The following is a 16824-nucleotide window of genomic DNA, read 5'->3' on the forward strand; positions in this document are numbered from 1 at the left end:
AATGATTAGCACTCTGGGTGGGCGAGTGCAAGCCCAATCGACGATCCGCGAGCCGCGCGGACATGACGGCGGGCCCGTGCGACATGCGTCGCACGGGCCCGCCGTGAAGCAAGAGGCGCACCAGCCGATGGGCCGAGCCGAACTCCTGGGTGTCGGAAAGGTCAGACCGCCGCGCGGACCATGTCCGCCTGCGGGCCCTTCTGCCCCTGAGAGATCTCGAACTCGACCCGCTGGCCCTCCTCAAGGGTGCGGTAGCCGTCCATCTGGATCGCGCTGTAGTGGACGAAGACGTCCGCACCACCGTCGACCGCGATGAAGCCGTAGCCCTTCTCCGCGTTGAACCACTTGACGGTGCCCTGAGCCATTCCGAACTCCCCTAGTGCTGTGCTGGCCCTTCACGCCCCCGCAGGTCTGCGGGCGCGGGTCTGGTTGGCTGCCGGCCCGGGGAACCCCCCCTGGGCGCGGCCGTGCACGCCGCGATCCTCCCGATGTCGCCGAACGGCATCCGGCGAACGGGCGATTGCGTCGACCGCGGCTGAATGTATCCGGATCGACGCCCTCTGCAACAGGCCCAATGTCGGGGAATTCACCCGGCACCATGGGGGACAGGACGGACATAAACACCAGGAAAGCCGCATTTCCCGCCGGACATAGCGGACGTATTACCAGAAATCCCGGTCAGAATTCTGACACCGGCCTGACATGTTTCCCGGGCCCCGGACCCCGGCACCGGCCCCACTGGGCGGACACCGGCGGTGGTGGCGATGCGGTGGATTCGTTCCCGGATGAGCGGAAGGGCGGCCTCTGTTCCCGGTCGAGCGACACTTTACTCCGACCGGCACCGAAAATATTCCCGCCAAAATACGCGCGGCTGTCCGCGGCACGGAATTCCGTGCCGCGGACAGCCGGAGACGGTGCGCCCGCCCCGGAGGGAACGGGCGCGCGCGGGATCAGCCGCCGGCGACCGCCGGGATGATCGAGATGTTCGCGCCGTCCTTGATCTCCGTCGCCAGGCCCTCGGCGAAGCGCACGTCGTCGTCGTTCACGTAGACGTTGACGAAGCGGCGCAGCTTGCCGGTGTCGTCCAGGATGCGCGCGGCGATCCCGGCGTGGTTCTTCTCCAGGTCGGCGATGACCTCGCCCAGCGTGCCGCCCTCGGCGGGCACCTCGCTGGCGCCGCCGGTGTAGGTGCGCAGGATGGTCGGGATGCGGACGTTGGCGCTCATGGGGGTCTCCTCGTTGCGGGCGCGCGGGCGGGGCCGGGGCGGGGCTGGGGGCGGGACGGGTGGGACGTGGGTGGCGCGAGGGTCAGGCGGTCGCCAGGCCGGCGTCCCGGAAGGACTCCAGGTTCGGCCGGATCACGGCGGTCATCCCGGCCTCGGAGACGGCGTCGAGGGTCTTCAGGCCGTCACCGGTGTTGATCGCGACGGTCTCCTTCGACGGGTCCAGCTGCCCGGTCTCGACCAGCTTCTTGAGCACGCCGATGGTCACGCCGCCCGCGGTCTCCGCGAAGATGCCCTCGGTGCGGGCCAGCAGCCGGATCGCGGCCACGACCTCCTCGTCCGTCACGTCCTCCACCGCGCCGCCGGTGCGCCGGGCGATGTCCAGCACGTACGGGCCGTCGGCCGGGTTGCCGATCGCCAGCGACTTGGCGATGGTGTCCGGCTTGACCGGCCGGATCACGTCGTGGCCGGCCTTGAACGCGGCCGAGACCGGCGAGCAGCCCGCCGCCTGGGCGCCGAAGATCCGGTACGGCCGGTCCTCGACCAGGCCGAGCTTGATCAGCTCCTGCAGACCCTTGTCGATCTTGGTGAGCTGCGAGCCCGAGGCGATCGGGATCACGATCTGCTCCGGCAGCCGCCAGCCGAGCTGCTCGCAGATCTCGTAGGCGAGCGTCTTGGAGCCCTCGCCGTAGTACGGCCGCAGGTTGACGTTGACGAAGCCCCAGCCCTCGCCGGCCGGGTCGCCGATCAGCTCCGAGCAGAACCGGTTCACGTCGTCGTAGTTGCCCTCGATGCCGACCAGCTCGCCGCCGTACACCCCGGCCATCACGACCTTGCCCTGCTCCAGGTCGTGCGGGATGAACACGCAGGACCGGAAGCCCGCCCGGGCCGCCGCCGCGCCCACCGCGCCGGCCAGGTTGCCGGTCGAGGAGCAGGAGAGCGTGGTGTAGCCGAACGCGCGGGCCGCCTCGATCGCGCAGGCCACCACGCGGTCCTTGAAGGAGTGGGTCGGGTTGCCGGAGTCGTCCTTGACGTGCAGCTGGGCGGTGAAGCCGAGCTCGCGGCCCAGGTTGTCGGCCTTCACCAGCGGGGTCCAGCCCGGGTTCAGGTTCGGCTTGCCCGCGACGTCCGCGGGCACCGGCAGCAGCGGCGCGTAGCGCCAGATCGACGCGGGACCGGCCTCGATCCGCTTGCGCAGCTCCTCGGCGCCCTCGCTGCCGAAGTCGTAGGCGATCTCCAGCGGGCCGAAGCACTCCAGGCACGCGAAGCTGGGACCGAGCGGGAACTTGGTGCCGCACTCCCGACAGGACAGCTGGGCGGCGGGGCCGAGGTCAACGGTGACGGGTACGGCGGTGTCGATAGCCATGGTGGCGAGGCCTCTCTCCTCATCTTCCCCGTGACGCGGTCGCGCCCGGGCCGGAATTGGCACCTGTCCCGCCGGGGCTCGAAGCCGACCGTGCGAGAAGGTTGCCGGGACGTCAACGGGCCGTTCCCTCAGTCCCTCTGGATGAGCTCTGTGAAGTTGTGGTCCTGCTCAGCGGTGACCCCGGCGTGCGAAGGTCCGACCGCTGTACGAAGACTGTATCCGAAGGCGTCAACCCCGAACGGCACCGTCCGCCACGCGAGATGCCCCGTCCCACCAGGCCCCGTACCCGACCCCCGCACCCGACCCCGCCGAGGAGCGCACCGTGCCCGCCGAACCGACCCCCGAGCTCCTCCCCGAGACGGCGTCCTGGCTGCGCCGGCGCTCGTGGAGCGCGGCCGACCGCCCGGTGCACACGCTGCCGGCGGCCAAGCGCGCGCTCGGCCCGGCCGGCACGGTCAGCGTGGTGCTGCCCGCGCTGGACGAGGAGGCCACCGTCGGCGAGATCGTCCGGGTCATCCGCCGCGAGCTGATGGAGCGGCTGCCGCTGGTCGACGAGCTGGTGGTGGTCGACTCCGGCTCCGCCGACGCCACCGCCGCGGTCGCCGCCGAGGCCGGTGCCACCGTCGTCCACCGCGACGCGATCCTGCCCCGGATACCCGCCGCCCCCGGCAAGGGCGAGGTGCTCTGGCGCTCGCTGCTGGTCACCCGCGGCGAGATCGTCTGCTTCGTGGACGCCGACCTGCGCGAATTCGACCCCGCCCTGGTCTCCGGCATCATCGGCCCGCTGCTCACCGAACCGGACATCCAGCTGGTCAAGGCGATGTACGACCGGCCGCTGGAGACCGACGGGGCGGTCGTACCGGCCGGCGGCGGCCGGGTCACCGAGCTGGTCGCCCGCCCGCTGCTCAACCTGCACTGGCCGGAACTCGCCGGTTTCGTCCAGCCGCTCGGCGGCGAGTACGCGGCCCGGCGCTCGCTGCTCGAACGGCTGCCCTTCCCCACCGGCTACGGAGTCGAACTCGGCCTGCTGGTCGACGCGCTGGAGACGGCCGGCCTGGACGCGCTCGCCCAGGTGGACGTCGGCGTGCGCCACCACCGGCACCAGGACGGCCAGGCGCTCGGCCGGATGGCCGCCACCATCTACCGCACCGCGCTGGAACGGCTCGACCGCACCCACCGGCTCAAGGCCTCCGCCGACCTGCTCCACCCCCGGCTCACCCAGTTCACCCGCGACCCGCGCACCCGAGCCTTCACCGCCCACACCCACCCGGTCACCGCCACCGAACGCCCGCCGATGCACACCGTCCCCGAGTACGCCACCCGGCGCTGAGGGGTTTGCCACCCCGGACCCCCGGCAACCAACCAACCATGGGCCCTGACACGACCGAGCGTTCGAATCCGACCGGCGCCGCCCCCGTCCTGGTGGCGTCCAACCGGGGGCCGGTGTCCTTCGGCACCGCGGACGACGGCACGCTGACGCTCCGCAGAGGCGGCGGAGGCCTGGTCTCCGGGCTCTCCGCGATCGACGACCCGGACGCCGTCTGGGTCTGCGCCGCCCTCTCCGACGCCGACCGCCGGGCCGCCCGGGAGGCCCCGGACGGCCGCCTCGACCGGGCCGGCCACGACGTCGGCGGGCAGGCCGTCCGGATGCTCGACATAGACCCGCGGACCTTCGCCCAGGCCTACAACGGCATCGCCAACTCGACCCTGTGGTTCGTCCACCACCTGCTCTGGGACACCCCGACCGCCCCCGCCTTCGACGCCGGCTTCCGCGCCGAGTGGCAGTCCTACACCGCCTACAACACCGCCTTCGCCGAGGCGCTCGCCACCGAGGCCGCCCCCGGCGCCGCCGTCCTGGTGCAGGACTACCACCTCTCGCTCGTCCCGGCGCTGCTCCGCGCCGCCCGCCCCGACCTGCGGATCGGCCACTTCTCGCACACCCCCTGGGCGCCGCCCGAGTACCTGCGGCTGCTGCCCGACGACATCGCCGAGGCCGTCCTCACCGGCATCCTCGGCGCCGACCGGGCCGGCTTCCTCACCCGCCGCTGGGCACTCGCCTTCGCCGACTGCTGCGAGCGTTTCCTCGGCGCGACGGTCGACCGCGAGGCGCTCACCGTCACCCACGCCGGCCGCACCACCGCCCTCGGCGTGCACGGCCTCGGCGCCGACGCCGACTTCCTGCGCGAGCGCGCCCACCGCCCGGACGTAGACGAGCGGCTCGCCGCCCTGCGCGCCGCCGTCGGCGAGCGCCGCACCGTCGTCCGGGTCGACCGCACCGAGCTGAGCAAGAACATCGTCCGCGGCTTCCTGGCCTACCGGCACCTGCTGCGCACCCGCCCCGAGTGGCGGGGCCGGGTGGTGCACATCGCCTTCGCCTACCCGTCCCGCACCGACCTCGCCGAGTACCGGGCCTACACCGACCGGGTGCGGGCGCTCGCCACCGAGATCGACGCGGAGTTCGCCACGCCCGACTGGAAGCCGCTGATCCTGCACGTCGACGACGACTTCCCGCGCTCGCTGGCCGCCTACCGGCTGGCCGACGTGGCCCTGGTCAACCCGATCCGGGACGGCATGAACCTGGTCGCCAAGGAGGTCCCGGTGGTCTCCGACCGGGGCTGCGCGCTGGTGCTCTCCCGGGAGGCCGGCGCGCACGCCGAACTCGGCGAGGACGCGCTGAGCGTCAACCCGTACGACATCGTGGCCACCGCCGAGGCGCTGCACGCCGGGCTCACCATGCCCGCCGGGGAGCGCGCCGACCGCACCAAGCGGCTGGCCGCCGCGGCGACGGCGCTGCCGCCGCAGCAGTGGTTCCTGGACCAGCTCAACGCTCTGCGCTGAGTTCCTCCCCCAGCGCTCCGAGCAGTTCCACCACGCCGGCCGGGCCCGGGACCACCAGGTCCGCCCGGTCGGCGAGCTCCCGCACCGGGGCGTCCGGCGACTCGCCCACCGCGCCGCTGCACACCAGCACGCCGGCCAGGCCCTGCCCGCGCAGTTCCTCCACCGCCGCGAAGGCGGGGACGTCGCCGAGGTCGTCGCCCGCGTAGAGCACCGAGCGGGCACCGCGCTCGCGCAGCAGCCCGGTCAGCGCCGCGCCCTTGTCCACCCCCGGCGGCCGCAGCTCCAGCACCAGCCGGCCCGGTTCCACCACCAGCCCGTGCTCGCCCGCCAGCGCCTCCATCGGGCCGCGCAGCAGTTCGAACGCGGCGCTCGGCTCGGCGGTGCGCCGGGTGTGCACCGCCACCGAGCGGCCCTTGTCCTCCACCCAGGTGCCGTCCGGCGCGCCGAGCCCCGCCAGCACCTCCGGCAGCCGCTCGCGCACCGCGGCCACGCCGGGGTGCGGCGGCGGCGCGGTCAGCCGCCCGCCCTCCCAGCGCTCCGCGCCGTAGTGCCCGAGCACCACCACCCCGCCGAGCCCGGCGAGCCCGCCGTACTCCACCGCCAGGGCGGCCGGGCGGCCGGTCACCACCGCGACCGTGCCGACGTGCGGCGCCAGCGCGCGCAGCGCGGGGGCCACGCCCGGGTGCGCCCGGGCCCGGCTCGGGTCGGGCACGATCGGGGCGAGCGTGCCGTCGAAGTCGAGGGCGATCACGGCGTCTCGGGGCGCGGCGAGCAGCGCCGCCAGCCCCTCGCGCCCGGCATCCGTCAGCGGTCGCGTCATGTCGGCAAGGCCCATGCCTGGCACCGTACCCACCCCGGGCGGGGGTCACCCGTCGGCCCGGGGCGGCCCCGCCCGCCGTGCCCGCCGTGCCGGTCCACCGGGCCCGTGCCTACCGGGCCGCCCGGCGGGCGTCCCGCACCCGGCGCAGCCGGTTGACCAGGACCGGGGCGTGCGCCAGCGCCTCCGGCCGGTCCAGCAGCCCGTTCAGCAGCTGGTAGTACCGGGTGCTGGAGAGCCCCAGCTCCTCCCGTACGGCGCGCTCCTTGGCGCCGGCCGTCCGCCATGAGCGGCCCTCCAGCTCCAGCACGGCCCGGTCCCGCTCGTCCAGGGCGCCGGGAGCGGCCGGTTCCCGTGCCGCCTCGTCGTCCGCGTCCATCCGGGCGCACCTCCGTCCATCACTACGGAGTGTCATTCTCCCCCGGGGACCCGACACACTCTGCGTCCTGCGCCGCCCGGGCCCGGCGACTAGCGTCGCCCCCATGACCAGCACCCCGGCCGCCGCCTTCGCCCTGCACGTCCCGAGCGCGGAACTCGTCCCCGACCCGCTCGACCCGGCCCTTATTGTTTCCGGCGCCCCCGAGGTGTCCGCTCTGGTGCTCACCGGATCCGCCACCGGGGAGACCGGTATCTGGCAGATCACCCCGGGCACGGCCACCGACGTCGAGGCGGACGAGGTGTTCGTGGTGCTGAGCGGGCGGGCCACCGTCGTGGTCGACGGCGGCCCGGTGCTGGAACTCGGCCCGGGCGTCTGCGGGGTGCTGCGGGCGGGCGACCGCACCACCTGGACCGTGCACGAGACGCTGCGCAAGGTCTACACGATCACCTACTGAGGCCCGTACCACCACCCCGCCGCCCCGCCTCCCGGCCCGGGTTCACTTGCGGATCCGGGCCGCCTCCTTGAGCGCCGCCTGCTGGAGGTCCTCCAGCACCGGCTTGGCGTCACCGGTCGCCGCCGCCCCGATGCCGGCCTTGATCCGGTTGGAGACCTCCGCCCAGGCCGGGTCGCCGAACGGGTAGAAGCTCGCGTTGCCCAGGCCGGCGGCGAACTGCTTGAGGTCCTCGTGCTTCGGGTCCTTGGTCATCGCGTCGAAGGCGTCCTGGGTGACCGGCAGCAGGTTGTAGGTCTCGTCGAACGTGAGCTGGTTCTCCTTGGTGTAGACGAAGGAGAGGAACCGGCGGATCTCGTTCTTGTGCCCGTTGGCCTTGAAGGCCATCATCCAGTCGGCCACCCCGAGGCTGCCGGCCTTCGCCAGGCCGTCCTTCTTCGGGATCGGCGCCGTCCCGAAGTCGATCCTGCCGTTGGTGGCCATCCGCAGCAGCGTCGGGTGCCCGTTGAGCATCGCCACCTTGCCGGAGGCGAAGTCGCTGAACACCGGGGTGCGGTTCACCTTGCCGGGCTCGGGGTAGGTCAGACCGGTGGTGACCAGGTTGGCCTTGAGCCAGCCGAAGGTGGCCTGGTTCTGGGGGCTGTCGATGGTGTAGTTGCCGACGTCGTCGGAGAGGCTGCCGCCGCCGCTCAGCGTCCAGAGCATCGACTCGGCCGGCGCCTCCTCGGGCCCGAGCGGCAGCCCGTACGGGACCACGCCCGGGACCTTGGCCTTGATCTTCTCGGCGGCCTGCCGGAGTTCGTTCCAGGTGGTCGGCGGCTGGGTGATGCCGGCCTTCTGGAAGATCGCCTTGTTGTAGAAGAGCACCCGGGAGGAGGAGACGAACGGGATGCCGTACTGGGTGCCGAGCACCTGTCCCGCGTGCGAGAACGACTCCATGATCCGGGCCTGGGTCTCCAGCGAGAGCACGTCCGCGGCGGGGTACAGCCGGTCGGCGGCGGCCTGGTCGGCGAAGCCGCCGGTCTGCAGCAGGTCGGGCGACTTGCCGCTCTTCACCAGGTCGTCGACCCGCTTGCCGATGTCGGTCCAGCTCGCCACCTCGACGTCCACCTTGATGCCCGGGTTGGCGGCCTCGAAGCGGCGGGCGAGGTCGTCCCAGTACAGCTTGGAGTTGGTGTCCGCGCTCTCGCCGTAGTCGGCCGCGACCAGTTTGAGGGTGACGGGGCCGTCGTCCTGGCCGCCGCAGCCGGTGAGCACCAGTGCTCCGGCCAGGGCGCCGGCCAACGCGACGCCGAACAACCGGGTGGGGACCGGGGGGACCTGGGCGCGCCTGTCCAACGCGGGTACCGCCTTCGAGGGGGATCCTGGAGTGGAACGGACCGGATCGGGGGAAGGGGATCCGGCCGGGGGAAGGCGGCAAGGGTGCCAAACCGGGCGCGCGGTGGTCCACACCTCCGACGCCCGGACACCGGGTAGTTATCGAAGTGCGGGAGTCGTTGCGCACCGCGCAACGACAATCCCCGGTCCGACCTGCCAAACCCGCCCCCACCCCCACCCGGGGGTCGGCCGAGGAGCTCGCGCAAAGTGCCGCACACCACACGCTTCTGCGACAAAGCTCACCCCTTTGGACCAGACCAATCCGACAACTGGACTAGACCTCTTAGACCTGGTCAAGGGAAACTGTCCTCCGTGAAGCACGTCATCGCACTCGATGTGGGGGGCACCGGCATGAAGGCCGCGTTGCTCGCCCAGGACGGCTCCGTGCTGTTCGAAGCACGACGCCCGACCGGGCGGGAGCACGGCACGGACGCCGTGGTCACCGCCATCCTCGACTTCGCCGCCGATCTGGCGGACGAAGGCCGCGGCCGTTTCGGCGTCGCGCCCCTCGCGGCGGGTGTCGCCGTCCCGGGGACGATCGACGAGAAGCACGGCATCGCGGTCTTCTCCGCCAACCTCGGCTGGCGCGACCTGCCGCTGCGCAAGCTGCTGGGTGAGCGCCTGGCCGGCCCGGACGGCGGCGCGATGCCGGTCGCCCTGGGCCATGACGTGCGCTCCGGCGGCCTCGCCGAGGGCCGGCTCGGCGGTGGCCGGGGCGTCGGGCGCTTCCTGTTCATCGCGCTCGGCACCGGCATCGCCGGCGCCATCGGCATCGACGGCCGGATCGAGGCCGGAGCCCACGGCTACGGCGGCGAGATCGGCCACGTGGTGGTCCGCCCCGGCGGCCCGCAGTGCGGCTGCGGCGCCCGCGGCTGCCTGGAGACCCTCGCCTCCGCCTCCGCCGTCTCCCGTGCCTGGGCCGAGGCCGTGGGCGACCCCGACGCCGACGCGGCATCCTGCGCCGTCGCGGTGGACGCCGGGGACCCGCGCGCGGTCGCGGTCTGGCAGGCCGCGGTGGAGGCCCTGGCCGACGGCATCGTGCTCGCCCAGAGCCTGCTCGACCCGTCCCGGGTCATCGTCGGCGGCGGTCTGGCCGAGGCCGGGGACACCCTCTTCACCCCGCTGCGGGCGGCGGTCACCGAGCGGCTGACCTTCCAGATGCCCCCCGAGGTCGTACCGGCCATGCTCAAAGACACCGCCGCGTCACTGGGCGCGGGCCTGCTCGCCTGGGATCTGCTCTCCATGGAGGTGACCGCGTGACCGCGGACCGACTCGCACTGGCCGGCGCCCGGCTGGTCCTGCCCGGAGGCGTCGTCGAGGGCGACCGCCTCGCCGTCGAGGGCGACCGGATCGCCGGTCTCGGCGGCTCCGCCACGCCCGGCGACCTCGACCTCACCGGGTACACCGTCGTCCCCGGCTTCGTGGACCTGCACGTGCACGGCGGCGGCGGCGCGTCCTACGCCTCCGGCATCGCCGAGGAGGCCCTCAAGGTCGCCCGCACCCACCTGGAGCACGGCACCACCACCACGGTCGCCTCCACCGTCACCGGCGAGATCGACGACCTGACCCGCCAGGCGGCCGTGCTCTCCGAGCTCGTCGAGGACGGCGTCCTCGCCGGCATCCACTTCGAGGGCCCGTTCATCTCGCACAACCGCTGCGGCGCCCACCGTCCCGACCTGCTGCGCGACCCCGACCCGGCGCTGGTGCGCAAGCTGGTCGACGCCGCCCGCGGCCACGCCAAGATGGTCACCCTGGCGCCCGAGCTCCCCGGCGGCCTCGACTCCGTGCGGATGCTCGCCGACCTCGGCGTGATCGCCGCCGTCGGCCACACCGACTCGGACTACGCCAAGACGCTGGAGGCCATCGAGGCCGGCGCCACCGTCGCCACCCACCTCTTCAACGCGATGCCCGGCATCGCCCACCGCGCGCCCGGCCCGATCGTGGCGCTGCTGGAGGACGAGCGGGTCACCGTCGAGCTGATCAACGACGGCGTCCACCTGCACCCGTCCGTGCTCGACCTCGCCTACGGCACCGCCGGCGCCGCCCGGGTCGCCCTGATCACCGACGCCATGGGCGCGGCCGGCATGGGCGACGGCCTCTACCCGCTCGGCCCGCTCCAGGTCGAGGTCAAGAACGGCGTCGCGCGGCTGGTCGAGGGCGGCGCGATCGCCGGCTCGACGCTGACCCTGGACGTGGCGTTCAAGCGCTCGGTGACGGTCAACGGCCTCGGCCTCGACCAGGCCGTCGAGTCGCTCTCCACCGTCCCGGCCCGGCTGCTCGGCCTCGCCGACCAGGTCGGCAGCCTGGAGCCCGGCAAGCTCGCCGACCTCGCCGTCGTCGACTCCGCGACCTACGACCTGGTCGCCGTGATGCGCCGCGGCGAGTGGATCACCGGCGGCGACCGGTTCGCCCCGATCGCGGCCGGCTGACCGCACCCGCGCACGACACGGCCGCCCGCTCCCCTCGGGGAACGGGCGGCCGTCACGCGTCCGGGACCTAGCCGGCCGGCGGCGCCTCCAGCGTCACCTGGTCCACCAGGATCGCGCCGCTGCCCGGCGGCAGCGAGAGCACGATCGTGTTGCTGCCCGCCTGCAGCGGCGGGGTTATGTAGCTGGTGTACCAGGACGAGGCCGGGTCCTTGCCCGGCGAGTAGTTCTTGAGCGACAGGCCGCCCGGCCAGTCCTTGCCGTTCACCGCCGCGATCGCCTTGGTGTCGGCGCCCGGGTTGTTGAAGTGCACGGTGAACTTGAAGGTGCCGGCCGCCGGCACGTCGCCGGTCCAGGTGATCGTGCCGCCCGGGTTGAGCGTCAGATAGCTGCCGTCGGCCGACCTGGTGCCCTTGACGGTGTTGCCGGACGGCGCGTTCTGGCCCTGCAGCTGACTGGCGTCCACGGTGCCCGGACCTGCCGAGGCGGTCGCCGAGGGGGTCGCCGACGCGGTGCCGGTCGGGCTCGCGGTACCGGTGGCGCCGCCCGGCGCGGCCGGAGCGCTCGCCGTGCCGGTGCCGCCCTTGGCGTCCTTGGCGTCCTTGCCCTTGTCGTCCGGGTCCCCGGACAGGGCGATGCCCGCGCCGATCGCGACGGCCGCGACCACCGCGACCGCGCCGATCACCGCGCCCTTGCTGCGGCCGCTGCTCGCCGGCCGCTCCTCGCCCGGCTGCGGGCGGGAGTGCTCGGCGTACCGGGTCTGCTGGGTCGGGGCGGCGCCGAAGTCGCCCTGCGGCGGGTACGGCTGCGGCGGCTGGGCCTGCGGGTAGCCCGGCTGCGGCGGGTAGGGCTGCTGCGGGCGCGGTGGCTGGCCGTACTGCGGCTGGCCGTACTGGGCGCGGCCGACCTCCATCGGGCGGCTGTAGGACGTGCGCGGCACGCCCTGCTGCGGCTCGGTCTGCTGACCGGAGCCGCCGTCGGCCGGACGGTAGAGGTAGCCGAACGGATCGTCGTCCTGCGGGGCGCCGTCCTCCGGGCCCTGGGGCGCTCCGCTGCTGCCGGCGGTGGTCACGGTGGTCAACTCCCCCATCGCGGTCGCGCCGCCGGGCTGCCGTGCCGTCGGCGCTGGTCGTGGTCGCTCGTACCCCGGAACCCTACCTGCCACGGCGGACGCCTCGAAAAGACCCCTTGACAACCGGCGAGTAGCCACGGCCCGACGGCCCCCGCACGCGCCCCCGGGGGCGCGTCAGCCCGCCCGCCGGTGCGACCGCTCCCCGCGCGCCCCGCGCACCGCGCCCCCGCGGGCCCGCTTCTCGTCGTACATCCGCTCGTCCGCGGTGTGCAGGACCTCTTCGATGCTCATCCCGCAGCCGGCCCAGCCGACACCCAGGCTCACACCGACCCGCATCCCCCGGCCGTCGATCCGCATCGGCGGGATGATCGCGTTGCGCAGCCGGTGGGCGAGGTCCTTCGCCTCGTCGCGGCCGATGCCGTCGGCGAGCACCACGAACTCGTCGCCGCCGAGCCGGGCCACCGTGTCGCCGTCGCGCACCGCCGCGCTGAGCCGGCGGGCGACCTCCACCAGGACGGCGTCACCGGCGTTGTGGCCGAACCGGTCGTTGATCGACTTGAAGCCGTCGAGGTCGCAGAAGAGCACCGCGAGCCCCTTCTCGACGGCGGCGGCGGCGTTCGAACGGAACGGGCCCGTCCACACCTCGCCGCCGGGGCCGTGGTCGGCCGGCACCACCGCGTGCACGTGCTCGCCGTAGCCGTTCGCCCCGGCCGGTGCGCCGTCGGCGGCGGGCACCGGGTACCCCTCCGGCAGGCCGTGGCCGTACGCCGGTTCCGGGCCGTCGTAGCCTCCGGCCGGGTGGTAGGACTCGCCGAACAGGCTCTCCGGGTACCCGGCGAAGCCGTCGTCCGGCACCCCGGCGCCGACCGGACGGCCGGCCTCCGGGTGACCGGCCGCGCCGGGCCCGTCCTGGTGCCCGGCGGCGACGGCCGACTGCGGCTGCCCGCAGAGCCGGCGCCCCAGTCTGGCCTTGAGCTCGGCGCCGTTCGGCAGGCCGGTGAGCGCGTCGTGGCTGGCCCGGTGGGCGAGCTGGAGCTCGTGCCGCTTGCGGTCCTCGATGTCCTCGACGTGGGTGAGCAGGAAGCTCGGGCCCTCGGCGGCGTCGGCCACGATCGAGTTGCGCAGGCACACCCACTGGTAGCCGCCGTCCCGGCGGGAGAGCCGCAGTTCCGCCCGGCCGCTCTCGGCGCTGGTGCGCTCCAGCAGGGCCCGGTCGTCCGGGTGGACGAGGTCGACGAAGCTCTGCTGGCGCAGCACCGCCCGGGGGCGGCCGAGCAGACGACAGAGCGCGTCGTTGACCCGGGTCAGCTGGCCCCGCCCGGCGCCGTGCAGTTCGGTGATGGCCATCCCGCTGGGGGCGTACTCGAAGGCCTGGCGGAAGCTCTCCTCGCTGGCCCGCAGCGCCTGCTGCTCCTTCTCCAGGCGGGCCAGCGCGCGTTGCATCTCCGCGCGTAGCCGGGCGTTGCCGATGGCGATGGAGGCCTGCAGGGAGAACATCTCCAGGGCCTCGCGGGTCCAGGCGCCGGGCCGCTTGCCGCTGCGCGGGCGGTCCACCGAGAGCACGCCGAGCAGGTCGCCGCCGGCGCTGTACATCGGGGCGAGCAGGCCGTCGGCGGGGTGCCAGTCGTTGGCGTAGACGGGCATCGGACCGTCCCCGATCCAGCGCGGTATGTCGCTGGCGACCGCCCAGCCGCGGTCGTAGGGGAGGAAGCGCAGGGTGCCCCAGTGGTCGCTGACGCCGAGCAGCCGGTCCCAGGACTCGCGGGAGCCGACCTGGCCGAGCAGGACGGAGGGGCCGCCCATGGTGCTCTCCTCCAGCTCCCAGACGGCCGCCACCACGAGGTCGCCGTCCGGCCGCACCAGGCTGACCGCGGCGGCGTCGAAACCGAGTCCGTGCACCGCGCCCTCGACCACGGCCTGCAGCGTGCCCGCCAGGCTGCGGGCAGCGTTGAGGTCCGCCACGACCCGGTGCAAGGTGCGGAGGGTCGCGAGACGGACGTACGGCTCCGACTCGGCTTCCATGCGGGGGCTCCCCGGCTGCTTCGGATAGGTCTTGATTGGTTATCGTCCGATTGCCAGAAGAACTGAATCACAGGGAGCACAGCGTTCGGCACGCTCGGTCAGCAATAGGTCAGCACTTGTGACTTAAATCACACAAGACTAATGCGCCCTTAATCAGTTCATCCGCCCCATACCGGGACATCACCGCCCATCGGAACATTTCCCCTGGTCGGTCTCAATGGCCGCGCGCTGTAGCCGACTGACCGCCGGGCAGGCCCTCCCCTTCACTCCTGGGAGTGAGAGCGGACGCGGACCGTAACCTTTCCGCCGCCCGGCGGGCTGAACGCCGCTGCGCCGCTGGTCCTACGACCAGGGCCCGATGTCGTTCCCCCCCGTCGCGGGCTACCGTGCGGTACGTGTACCCGTCCCCGCAGCCCGAAGCTGCCTCCCAAGCGACCCCCGACGAGTTCCGGGCGGCGCTCTCCCAGCTCGCCGCCGGTGTGAGCCTGGTGACCGTCCACGACCCGGACGACGGAGAGGACGTCGGCATGACCGCCACGTCCTTCCTCTCGGTGTCGCTGGAACCGCCGCTGGTCCTGATCTCCGTCCGGGAGGACTCCCGGATGGACGAGGTGCTCTCCCGGGCCGACACCTGGGCCGTCTCCCTGTTGTCGGAGAACCAGAAGGCGCTCGGCTCGCGGTTCGCGATGAAGGGCCGGCTCAGCGACCGGCTGCTGTTCGCCGACGCCCCGCACCACCGGGGCCCGTACAGCGGAGCCCCGCTGATCGACGGCGCGCTCGCCACCGTGGAGTGCCGCACCGAGCAGCGGATGGCCGCCGGTGACCACACCCTGCTGCTCGGCCGCGTCCTGGAGGCGACGGTGCCCGACCCGGGCGGCCGTCCGCTGCTGTACTTCCGCGGCGGCTACCGCACCCTGGGCTGAACCGGCCCGCCGGGCCCGGAAGCCGGGCGCTACCCCTCGCCGCGTGGGGAACGCCGCCCCTGCTTCAGCTCGGAGCGGTGCCGCTTGTTGGAGAGCCGCCGCTCGACCATGCCCCGGCTGGGCTTGGTCGCCCGGCGCGCCTTCGGCGGCGGCGCGGTCGCCTCGCCGAGCAGCGAGGCCAGCCGGGCCGCGGCGATCTCCCGGTTGCGCCACTGCGAGCGGTGCTCGGAGGCCCGGACCACCAGCACCCGCCCGTCCACCAGCCGGCCCGCCAGCCGCTCCAGGGCACGCTGCTTCCACACCTCGGGCAGCGCGGCGGAGGCCGCCAGGTCGTAGCGGAGTTCGACCTGGGTGTCGGAGGTGTTGACGTGCTGGCCGCCGGGGCCGGAGGAACGCGAGAAGCGCCAGACGAGCTCGGCGTCGGGGACGACCACCGATCCCCGTACGCGGATGGGCTCGGGCATGGGTCCATCATCCCGCGCCGGGCCGTGCCGGTCACCCGGTTATCCGGCCAGGCCCGCAGCCCCGACAATGGCCTGTGTGATCGAGCTCGGCTACTCCCTCTCCAACCGCTTCCCCGACCCCCCGCAGACCGACTACCGGACCGCGGGCGTGCGCGAACTGCGGTACGACCTGTTCTGCGGCGACGTCTACCTCGACGCCGAGGGCGCGGACCTGTCCACGGCCTGGGGATGGGTCCCGGTGCTGGACTTCGCCTGGGCGCTGTGCGACATCGTCGAGGAACTCGACCGCGACCCGGCCGGCGGCCGCGCGGCCCGGGTGCAGACCGCCGATCTCGACTTCACCCAGAACACCGAGCTGCTGCGGTTCGCCCGCCGCTTCAACTGGGTCGAGATCACCGCCACCTGGCTGCCCGACGAGCCGCCCGCGGTGGTGCGCCACGGCGACCTGCGCCGGGAGGCCCGGGACTTCCTCCAGGACACCCTCGCCGACCTCTTCGACATGCACCCCGATCTCGCCGACAATCCGACTGTCTGGGAACTCCAGGGCCGGTTCCGGCGGATCTGACGGGGAATACCCGAAGCCGTGCCGACGGCTCGAAAGACCCGGCCGTGCGGAACCAATGCCGGCGGTTCCCGCGTTATCCCCGGCAACAAGCAAAGCGAAGGGACAGCACACACCATGCCAGTGAGCCTCTCCAAGGGTGGCAACGTCTCGCTGACCAAGGAGGCCCCCGGCCTGACCGCGGTCACCGTCGGCCTCGGCTGGGACGTCCGCACCACGACCGGTGCCGAGTTCGACCTGGACGCCAGCGCCATCGTGCTGAACGCGGACGGCAAGGTGCTGTCCAACAGCCACTTCGTCTTCTTCAACAACACCAGCACGCCGGACAGCACCGTCGTCCACACCGGTGACAACCGCACCGGCGAGGGCGCCGGCGACGACGAGGCGATCAACGTCAACCTCGCCGGGCTGCCGGCCGAGGCCGCCCGGATCACCTTCCCGGTCTCGATCTACGACGCCGTCGCCCGGTCGCAGAACTTCGGCCAGGTCCGCAACGCCTACATCCGCGTGGTGAACTCCACCGGTGGCGCCGAGATCGCCCGCTACGACCTCTCCGAGGACGCCGCGACCGAGACCGCCATGATCTTCGGCGAGCTCTACCGCAACGGCGCCGAGTGGAAGTTCCGCGCCGTCGGCCAGGGCTACGCCTCCGGCCTGGCCGGCATCGCCCAGGACTTCGGCGTCCAGATCTGACCTTCCGGCACCGCGTGCCGTTACGGCGCCCGTTCCGCCACCCGGCGGGGCGGGCGCCGTGCCGTTCCCGGGCCCGGCTCCGGACCCCGACCCGGCGTGGACGCGGAAACGGCGCGGGGCGGACGGTTCCTCCGGGCCCCCCCCCCCCCGCGGGGTCCCCCCGCCGCCCCCCGCACCGCGCGGCGGGGCCCTCCGGGGCCACCAAGATCGA

17 protein-coding genes and 1 riboswitch are annotated in these 16824 nt (G+C 73.4%); of the genes, 8 read left to right on the forward strand and 9 right to left on the reverse strand.

Going from position 1 to position 16824, the window contains the following annotated elements:
* Positions 1 to 161 precede the first annotated feature (161 nt).
* From ACFVVU_RS24110 to thrC, 3 genes are all read right to left on the reverse strand, one after another.
* Positions 162 to 365: a cold-shock protein gene (locus tag ACFVVU_RS24110; protein WP_030289665.1), complete on the reverse strand. Its 204-nt coding sequence runs from the start codon at positions 363 to 365 to the stop codon at positions 162 to 164.
* Between the two features lie 585 nt (positions 366 to 950).
* Positions 951 to 1226: a MoaD/ThiS family protein gene (locus tag ACFVVU_RS24115; protein WP_380683740.1), complete on the reverse strand. Its 276-nt coding sequence runs from the start codon at positions 1224 to 1226 to the stop codon at positions 951 to 953.
* Positions 1227 to 1308: 82 nt separating this feature from the next.
* Entirely contained in the window at positions 1309 to 2589 is a 1281-nt protein-coding gene (thrC, locus tag ACFVVU_RS24120; protein ID WP_380683741.1) for a threonine synthase, read from the reverse strand.
* 16 nt (positions 2590 to 2605) lie between these two features.
* Positions 2606 to 2737: riboswitch (SAM riboswitch) on the reverse strand.
* A gap of 174 nt (positions 2738 to 2911) precedes the next feature.
* Between thrC and ACFVVU_RS24125 the strand changes: the two genes are divergently transcribed.
* Both ACFVVU_RS24125 and ACFVVU_RS24130 read left to right on the forward strand, forming a co-directional pair.
* Positions 2912 to 3919, forward strand: a complete 1008-nt coding sequence (locus ACFVVU_RS24125; protein ID WP_355357542.1) for a glucosyl-3-phosphoglycerate synthase — start codon at positions 2912 to 2914, stop codon at positions 3917 to 3919.
* Between the two features lie 38 nt (positions 3920 to 3957).
* Complete coding sequence (locus ACFVVU_RS24130; protein ID WP_380683742.1) at positions 3958 to 5427, forward strand: trehalose-6-phosphate synthase; 1470 nt, start codon at positions 3958 to 3960, stop codon at positions 5425 to 5427.
* On the opposite strand, the gene otsB is transcribed toward ACFVVU_RS24130, so the two are convergent.
* Both otsB and ACFVVU_RS24140 read right to left on the reverse strand, forming a co-directional pair.
* A complete protein-coding gene (gene otsB, locus ACFVVU_RS24135; RefSeq protein WP_387792140.1) occupies positions 5411 to 6262 on the reverse strand; it encodes a trehalose-phosphatase in 852 nt (283 codons plus the stop codon). The two genes, ACFVVU_RS24130 and otsB, sit on opposite strands and share 17 nt — an antisense overlap.
* A 94-nt stretch (positions 6263 to 6356) precedes the next feature.
* Positions 6357 to 6623 (reverse strand): DUF3263 domain-containing protein, encoded by a 267-nt coding sequence (locus tag ACFVVU_RS24140; RefSeq protein ID WP_380683744.1) that lies wholly within the window; start codon positions 6621 to 6623, stop codon positions 6357 to 6359.
* 103 nt (positions 6624 to 6726) lie between these two features.
* On the opposite strand from ACFVVU_RS24140, the gene ACFVVU_RS24145 reads away from it, so the two are divergent.
* Positions 6727 to 7077 carry a cupin domain-containing protein gene (locus ACFVVU_RS24145; RefSeq protein ID WP_380683745.1) on the forward strand — a complete coding sequence of 117 codons (351 nt, stop codon included), beginning with the start codon at positions 6727 to 6729 and terminating at the stop codon, positions 7075 to 7077.
* Between the two features lie 42 nt (positions 7078 to 7119).
* On the opposite strand, the gene ACFVVU_RS24150 is transcribed toward ACFVVU_RS24145, so the two are convergent.
* Positions 7120 to 8412, reverse strand: a complete 1293-nt coding sequence (locus ACFVVU_RS24150) for an extracellular solute-binding protein (protein WP_380683746.1) — start codon at positions 8410 to 8412, stop codon at positions 7120 to 7122.
* Between the two features lie 351 nt (positions 8413 to 8763).
* Between ACFVVU_RS24150 and ACFVVU_RS24155 the strand changes: the two genes are divergently transcribed.
* Positions 8764 to 9711 (forward strand): ROK family protein, encoded by a 948-nt coding sequence (locus tag ACFVVU_RS24155; protein ID WP_380683747.1) that lies wholly within the window; start codon positions 8764 to 8766, stop codon positions 9709 to 9711.
* Positions 9708 to 10880 carry an N-acetylglucosamine-6-phosphate deacetylase gene (nagA, locus tag ACFVVU_RS24160; RefSeq protein ID WP_380683748.1) on the forward strand — a complete coding sequence of 391 codons (1173 nt, stop codon included), beginning with the start codon at positions 9708 to 9710 and terminating at the stop codon, positions 10878 to 10880. The genes ACFVVU_RS24155 and nagA overlap by 4 nt, the downstream gene beginning before the upstream one ends.
* Before the next feature lie 67 nt (positions 10881 to 10947).
* Here the strand turns inward: nagA and ACFVVU_RS24165 are convergent, their stop codons facing one another.
* Both ACFVVU_RS24165 and ACFVVU_RS24170 read right to left on the reverse strand, forming a co-directional pair.
* Positions 10948 to 11958, reverse strand: a complete 1011-nt coding sequence (locus ACFVVU_RS24165; RefSeq protein ID WP_380683749.1) for a hypothetical protein — start codon at positions 11956 to 11958, stop codon at positions 10948 to 10950.
* A gap of 165 nt (positions 11959 to 12123) precedes the next feature.
* The gene (locus ACFVVU_RS24170) at positions 12124 to 13971 is read right to left on the reverse strand and encodes a diguanylate cyclase domain-containing protein (RefSeq protein WP_387792144.1); all 1848 of its coding nucleotides are present in this window, start codon (positions 13969 to 13971) and stop codon (positions 12124 to 12126) included.
* Between the two features lie 386 nt (positions 13972 to 14357).
* Between ACFVVU_RS24170 and ACFVVU_RS24175 the strand changes: the two genes are divergently transcribed.
* Entirely contained in the window at positions 14358 to 14894 is a 537-nt protein-coding gene (locus ACFVVU_RS24175; RefSeq protein ID WP_380683751.1) for a flavin reductase family protein, read from the forward strand.
* A 29-nt stretch (positions 14895 to 14923) separates the two neighbouring features.
* Here ACFVVU_RS24175 and arfB read toward each other — a convergent pair whose 3' ends face one another.
* Entirely contained in the window at positions 14924 to 15358 is a 435-nt protein-coding gene (arfB, locus tag ACFVVU_RS24180; RefSeq protein WP_380683752.1) for an alternative ribosome rescue aminoacyl-tRNA hydrolase ArfB, read from the reverse strand.
* A 67-nt stretch (positions 15359 to 15425) separates the two neighbouring features.
* Between arfB and ACFVVU_RS24185 the strand changes: the two genes are divergently transcribed.
* Positions 15426 to 15923 carry a hypothetical protein gene (locus ACFVVU_RS24185; protein WP_387792145.1) on the forward strand — a complete coding sequence of 166 codons (498 nt, stop codon included), beginning with the start codon at positions 15426 to 15428 and terminating at the stop codon, positions 15921 to 15923.
* A gap of 114 nt (positions 15924 to 16037) precedes the next feature.
* Positions 16038 to 16613 carry a TerD family protein gene (locus tag ACFVVU_RS24190; protein WP_387792147.1) on the forward strand — a complete coding sequence of 192 codons (576 nt, stop codon included), beginning with the start codon at positions 16038 to 16040 and terminating at the stop codon, positions 16611 to 16613.
* Positions 16614 to 16824 lie beyond the last annotated feature (211 nt).

This window comes from Kitasatospora sp. NPDC057965 (assembly GCF_042887135.1).
GTDB lineage: Bacteria > Actinomycetota > Actinomycetes > Streptomycetales > Streptomycetaceae > Kitasatospora.

What these genes read in the sequence shown, in the direction of transcription:
- ACFVVU_RS24110 (WP_030289665.1), bottom strand. Translation starts at nt 365, where the DNA reads ATGGCTCAGGGCACCGTCAAGTGGTTCAACGCGGAGAAGGGCTACGGC.
- ACFVVU_RS24115 (WP_380683740.1), bottom strand. Translation starts at nt 1,226, where the DNA reads ATGAGCGCCAACGTCCGCATCCCGACCATCCTGCGCACCTACACCGGC.
- thrC (WP_380683741.1), bottom strand. Translation starts at nt 2,589, where the DNA reads ATGGCTATCGACACCGCCGTACCCGTCACCGTTGACCTCGGCCCCGCC.
- ACFVVU_RS24130 (WP_380683742.1), top strand. Translation starts at nt 3,958, where the DNA reads ATGGGCCCTGACACGACCGAGCGTTCGAATCCGACCGGCGCCGCCCCC.
- otsB (WP_387792140.1), bottom strand. Translation starts at nt 6,262, where the DNA reads ATGGGCCTTGCCGACATGACGCGACCGCTGACGGATGCCGGGCGCGAG.
- ACFVVU_RS24140 (WP_380683744.1), bottom strand. Translation starts at nt 6,623, where the DNA reads ATGGACGCGGACGACGAGGCGGCACGGGAACCGGCCGCTCCCGGCGCC.
- ACFVVU_RS24145 (WP_380683745.1), top strand. Translation starts at nt 6,727, where the DNA reads ATGACCAGCACCCCGGCCGCCGCCTTCGCCCTGCACGTCCCGAGCGCG.
- ACFVVU_RS24170 (WP_387792144.1), bottom strand. Translation starts at nt 13,971, where the DNA reads ATGGAAGCCGAGTCGGAGCCGTACGTCCGTCTCGCGACCCTCCGCACC.
- arfB (WP_380683752.1), bottom strand. Translation starts at nt 15,358, where the DNA reads ATGCCCGAGCCCATCCGCGTACGGGGATCGGTGGTCGTCCCCGACGCC.
- ACFVVU_RS24185 (WP_387792145.1), top strand. Translation starts at nt 15,426, where the DNA reads ATGGCCTGTGTGATCGAGCTCGGCTACTCCCTCTCCAACCGCTTCCCC.
- ACFVVU_RS24190 (WP_387792147.1), top strand. Translation starts at nt 16,038, where the DNA reads ATGCCAGTGAGCCTCTCCAAGGGTGGCAACGTCTCGCTGACCAAGGAG.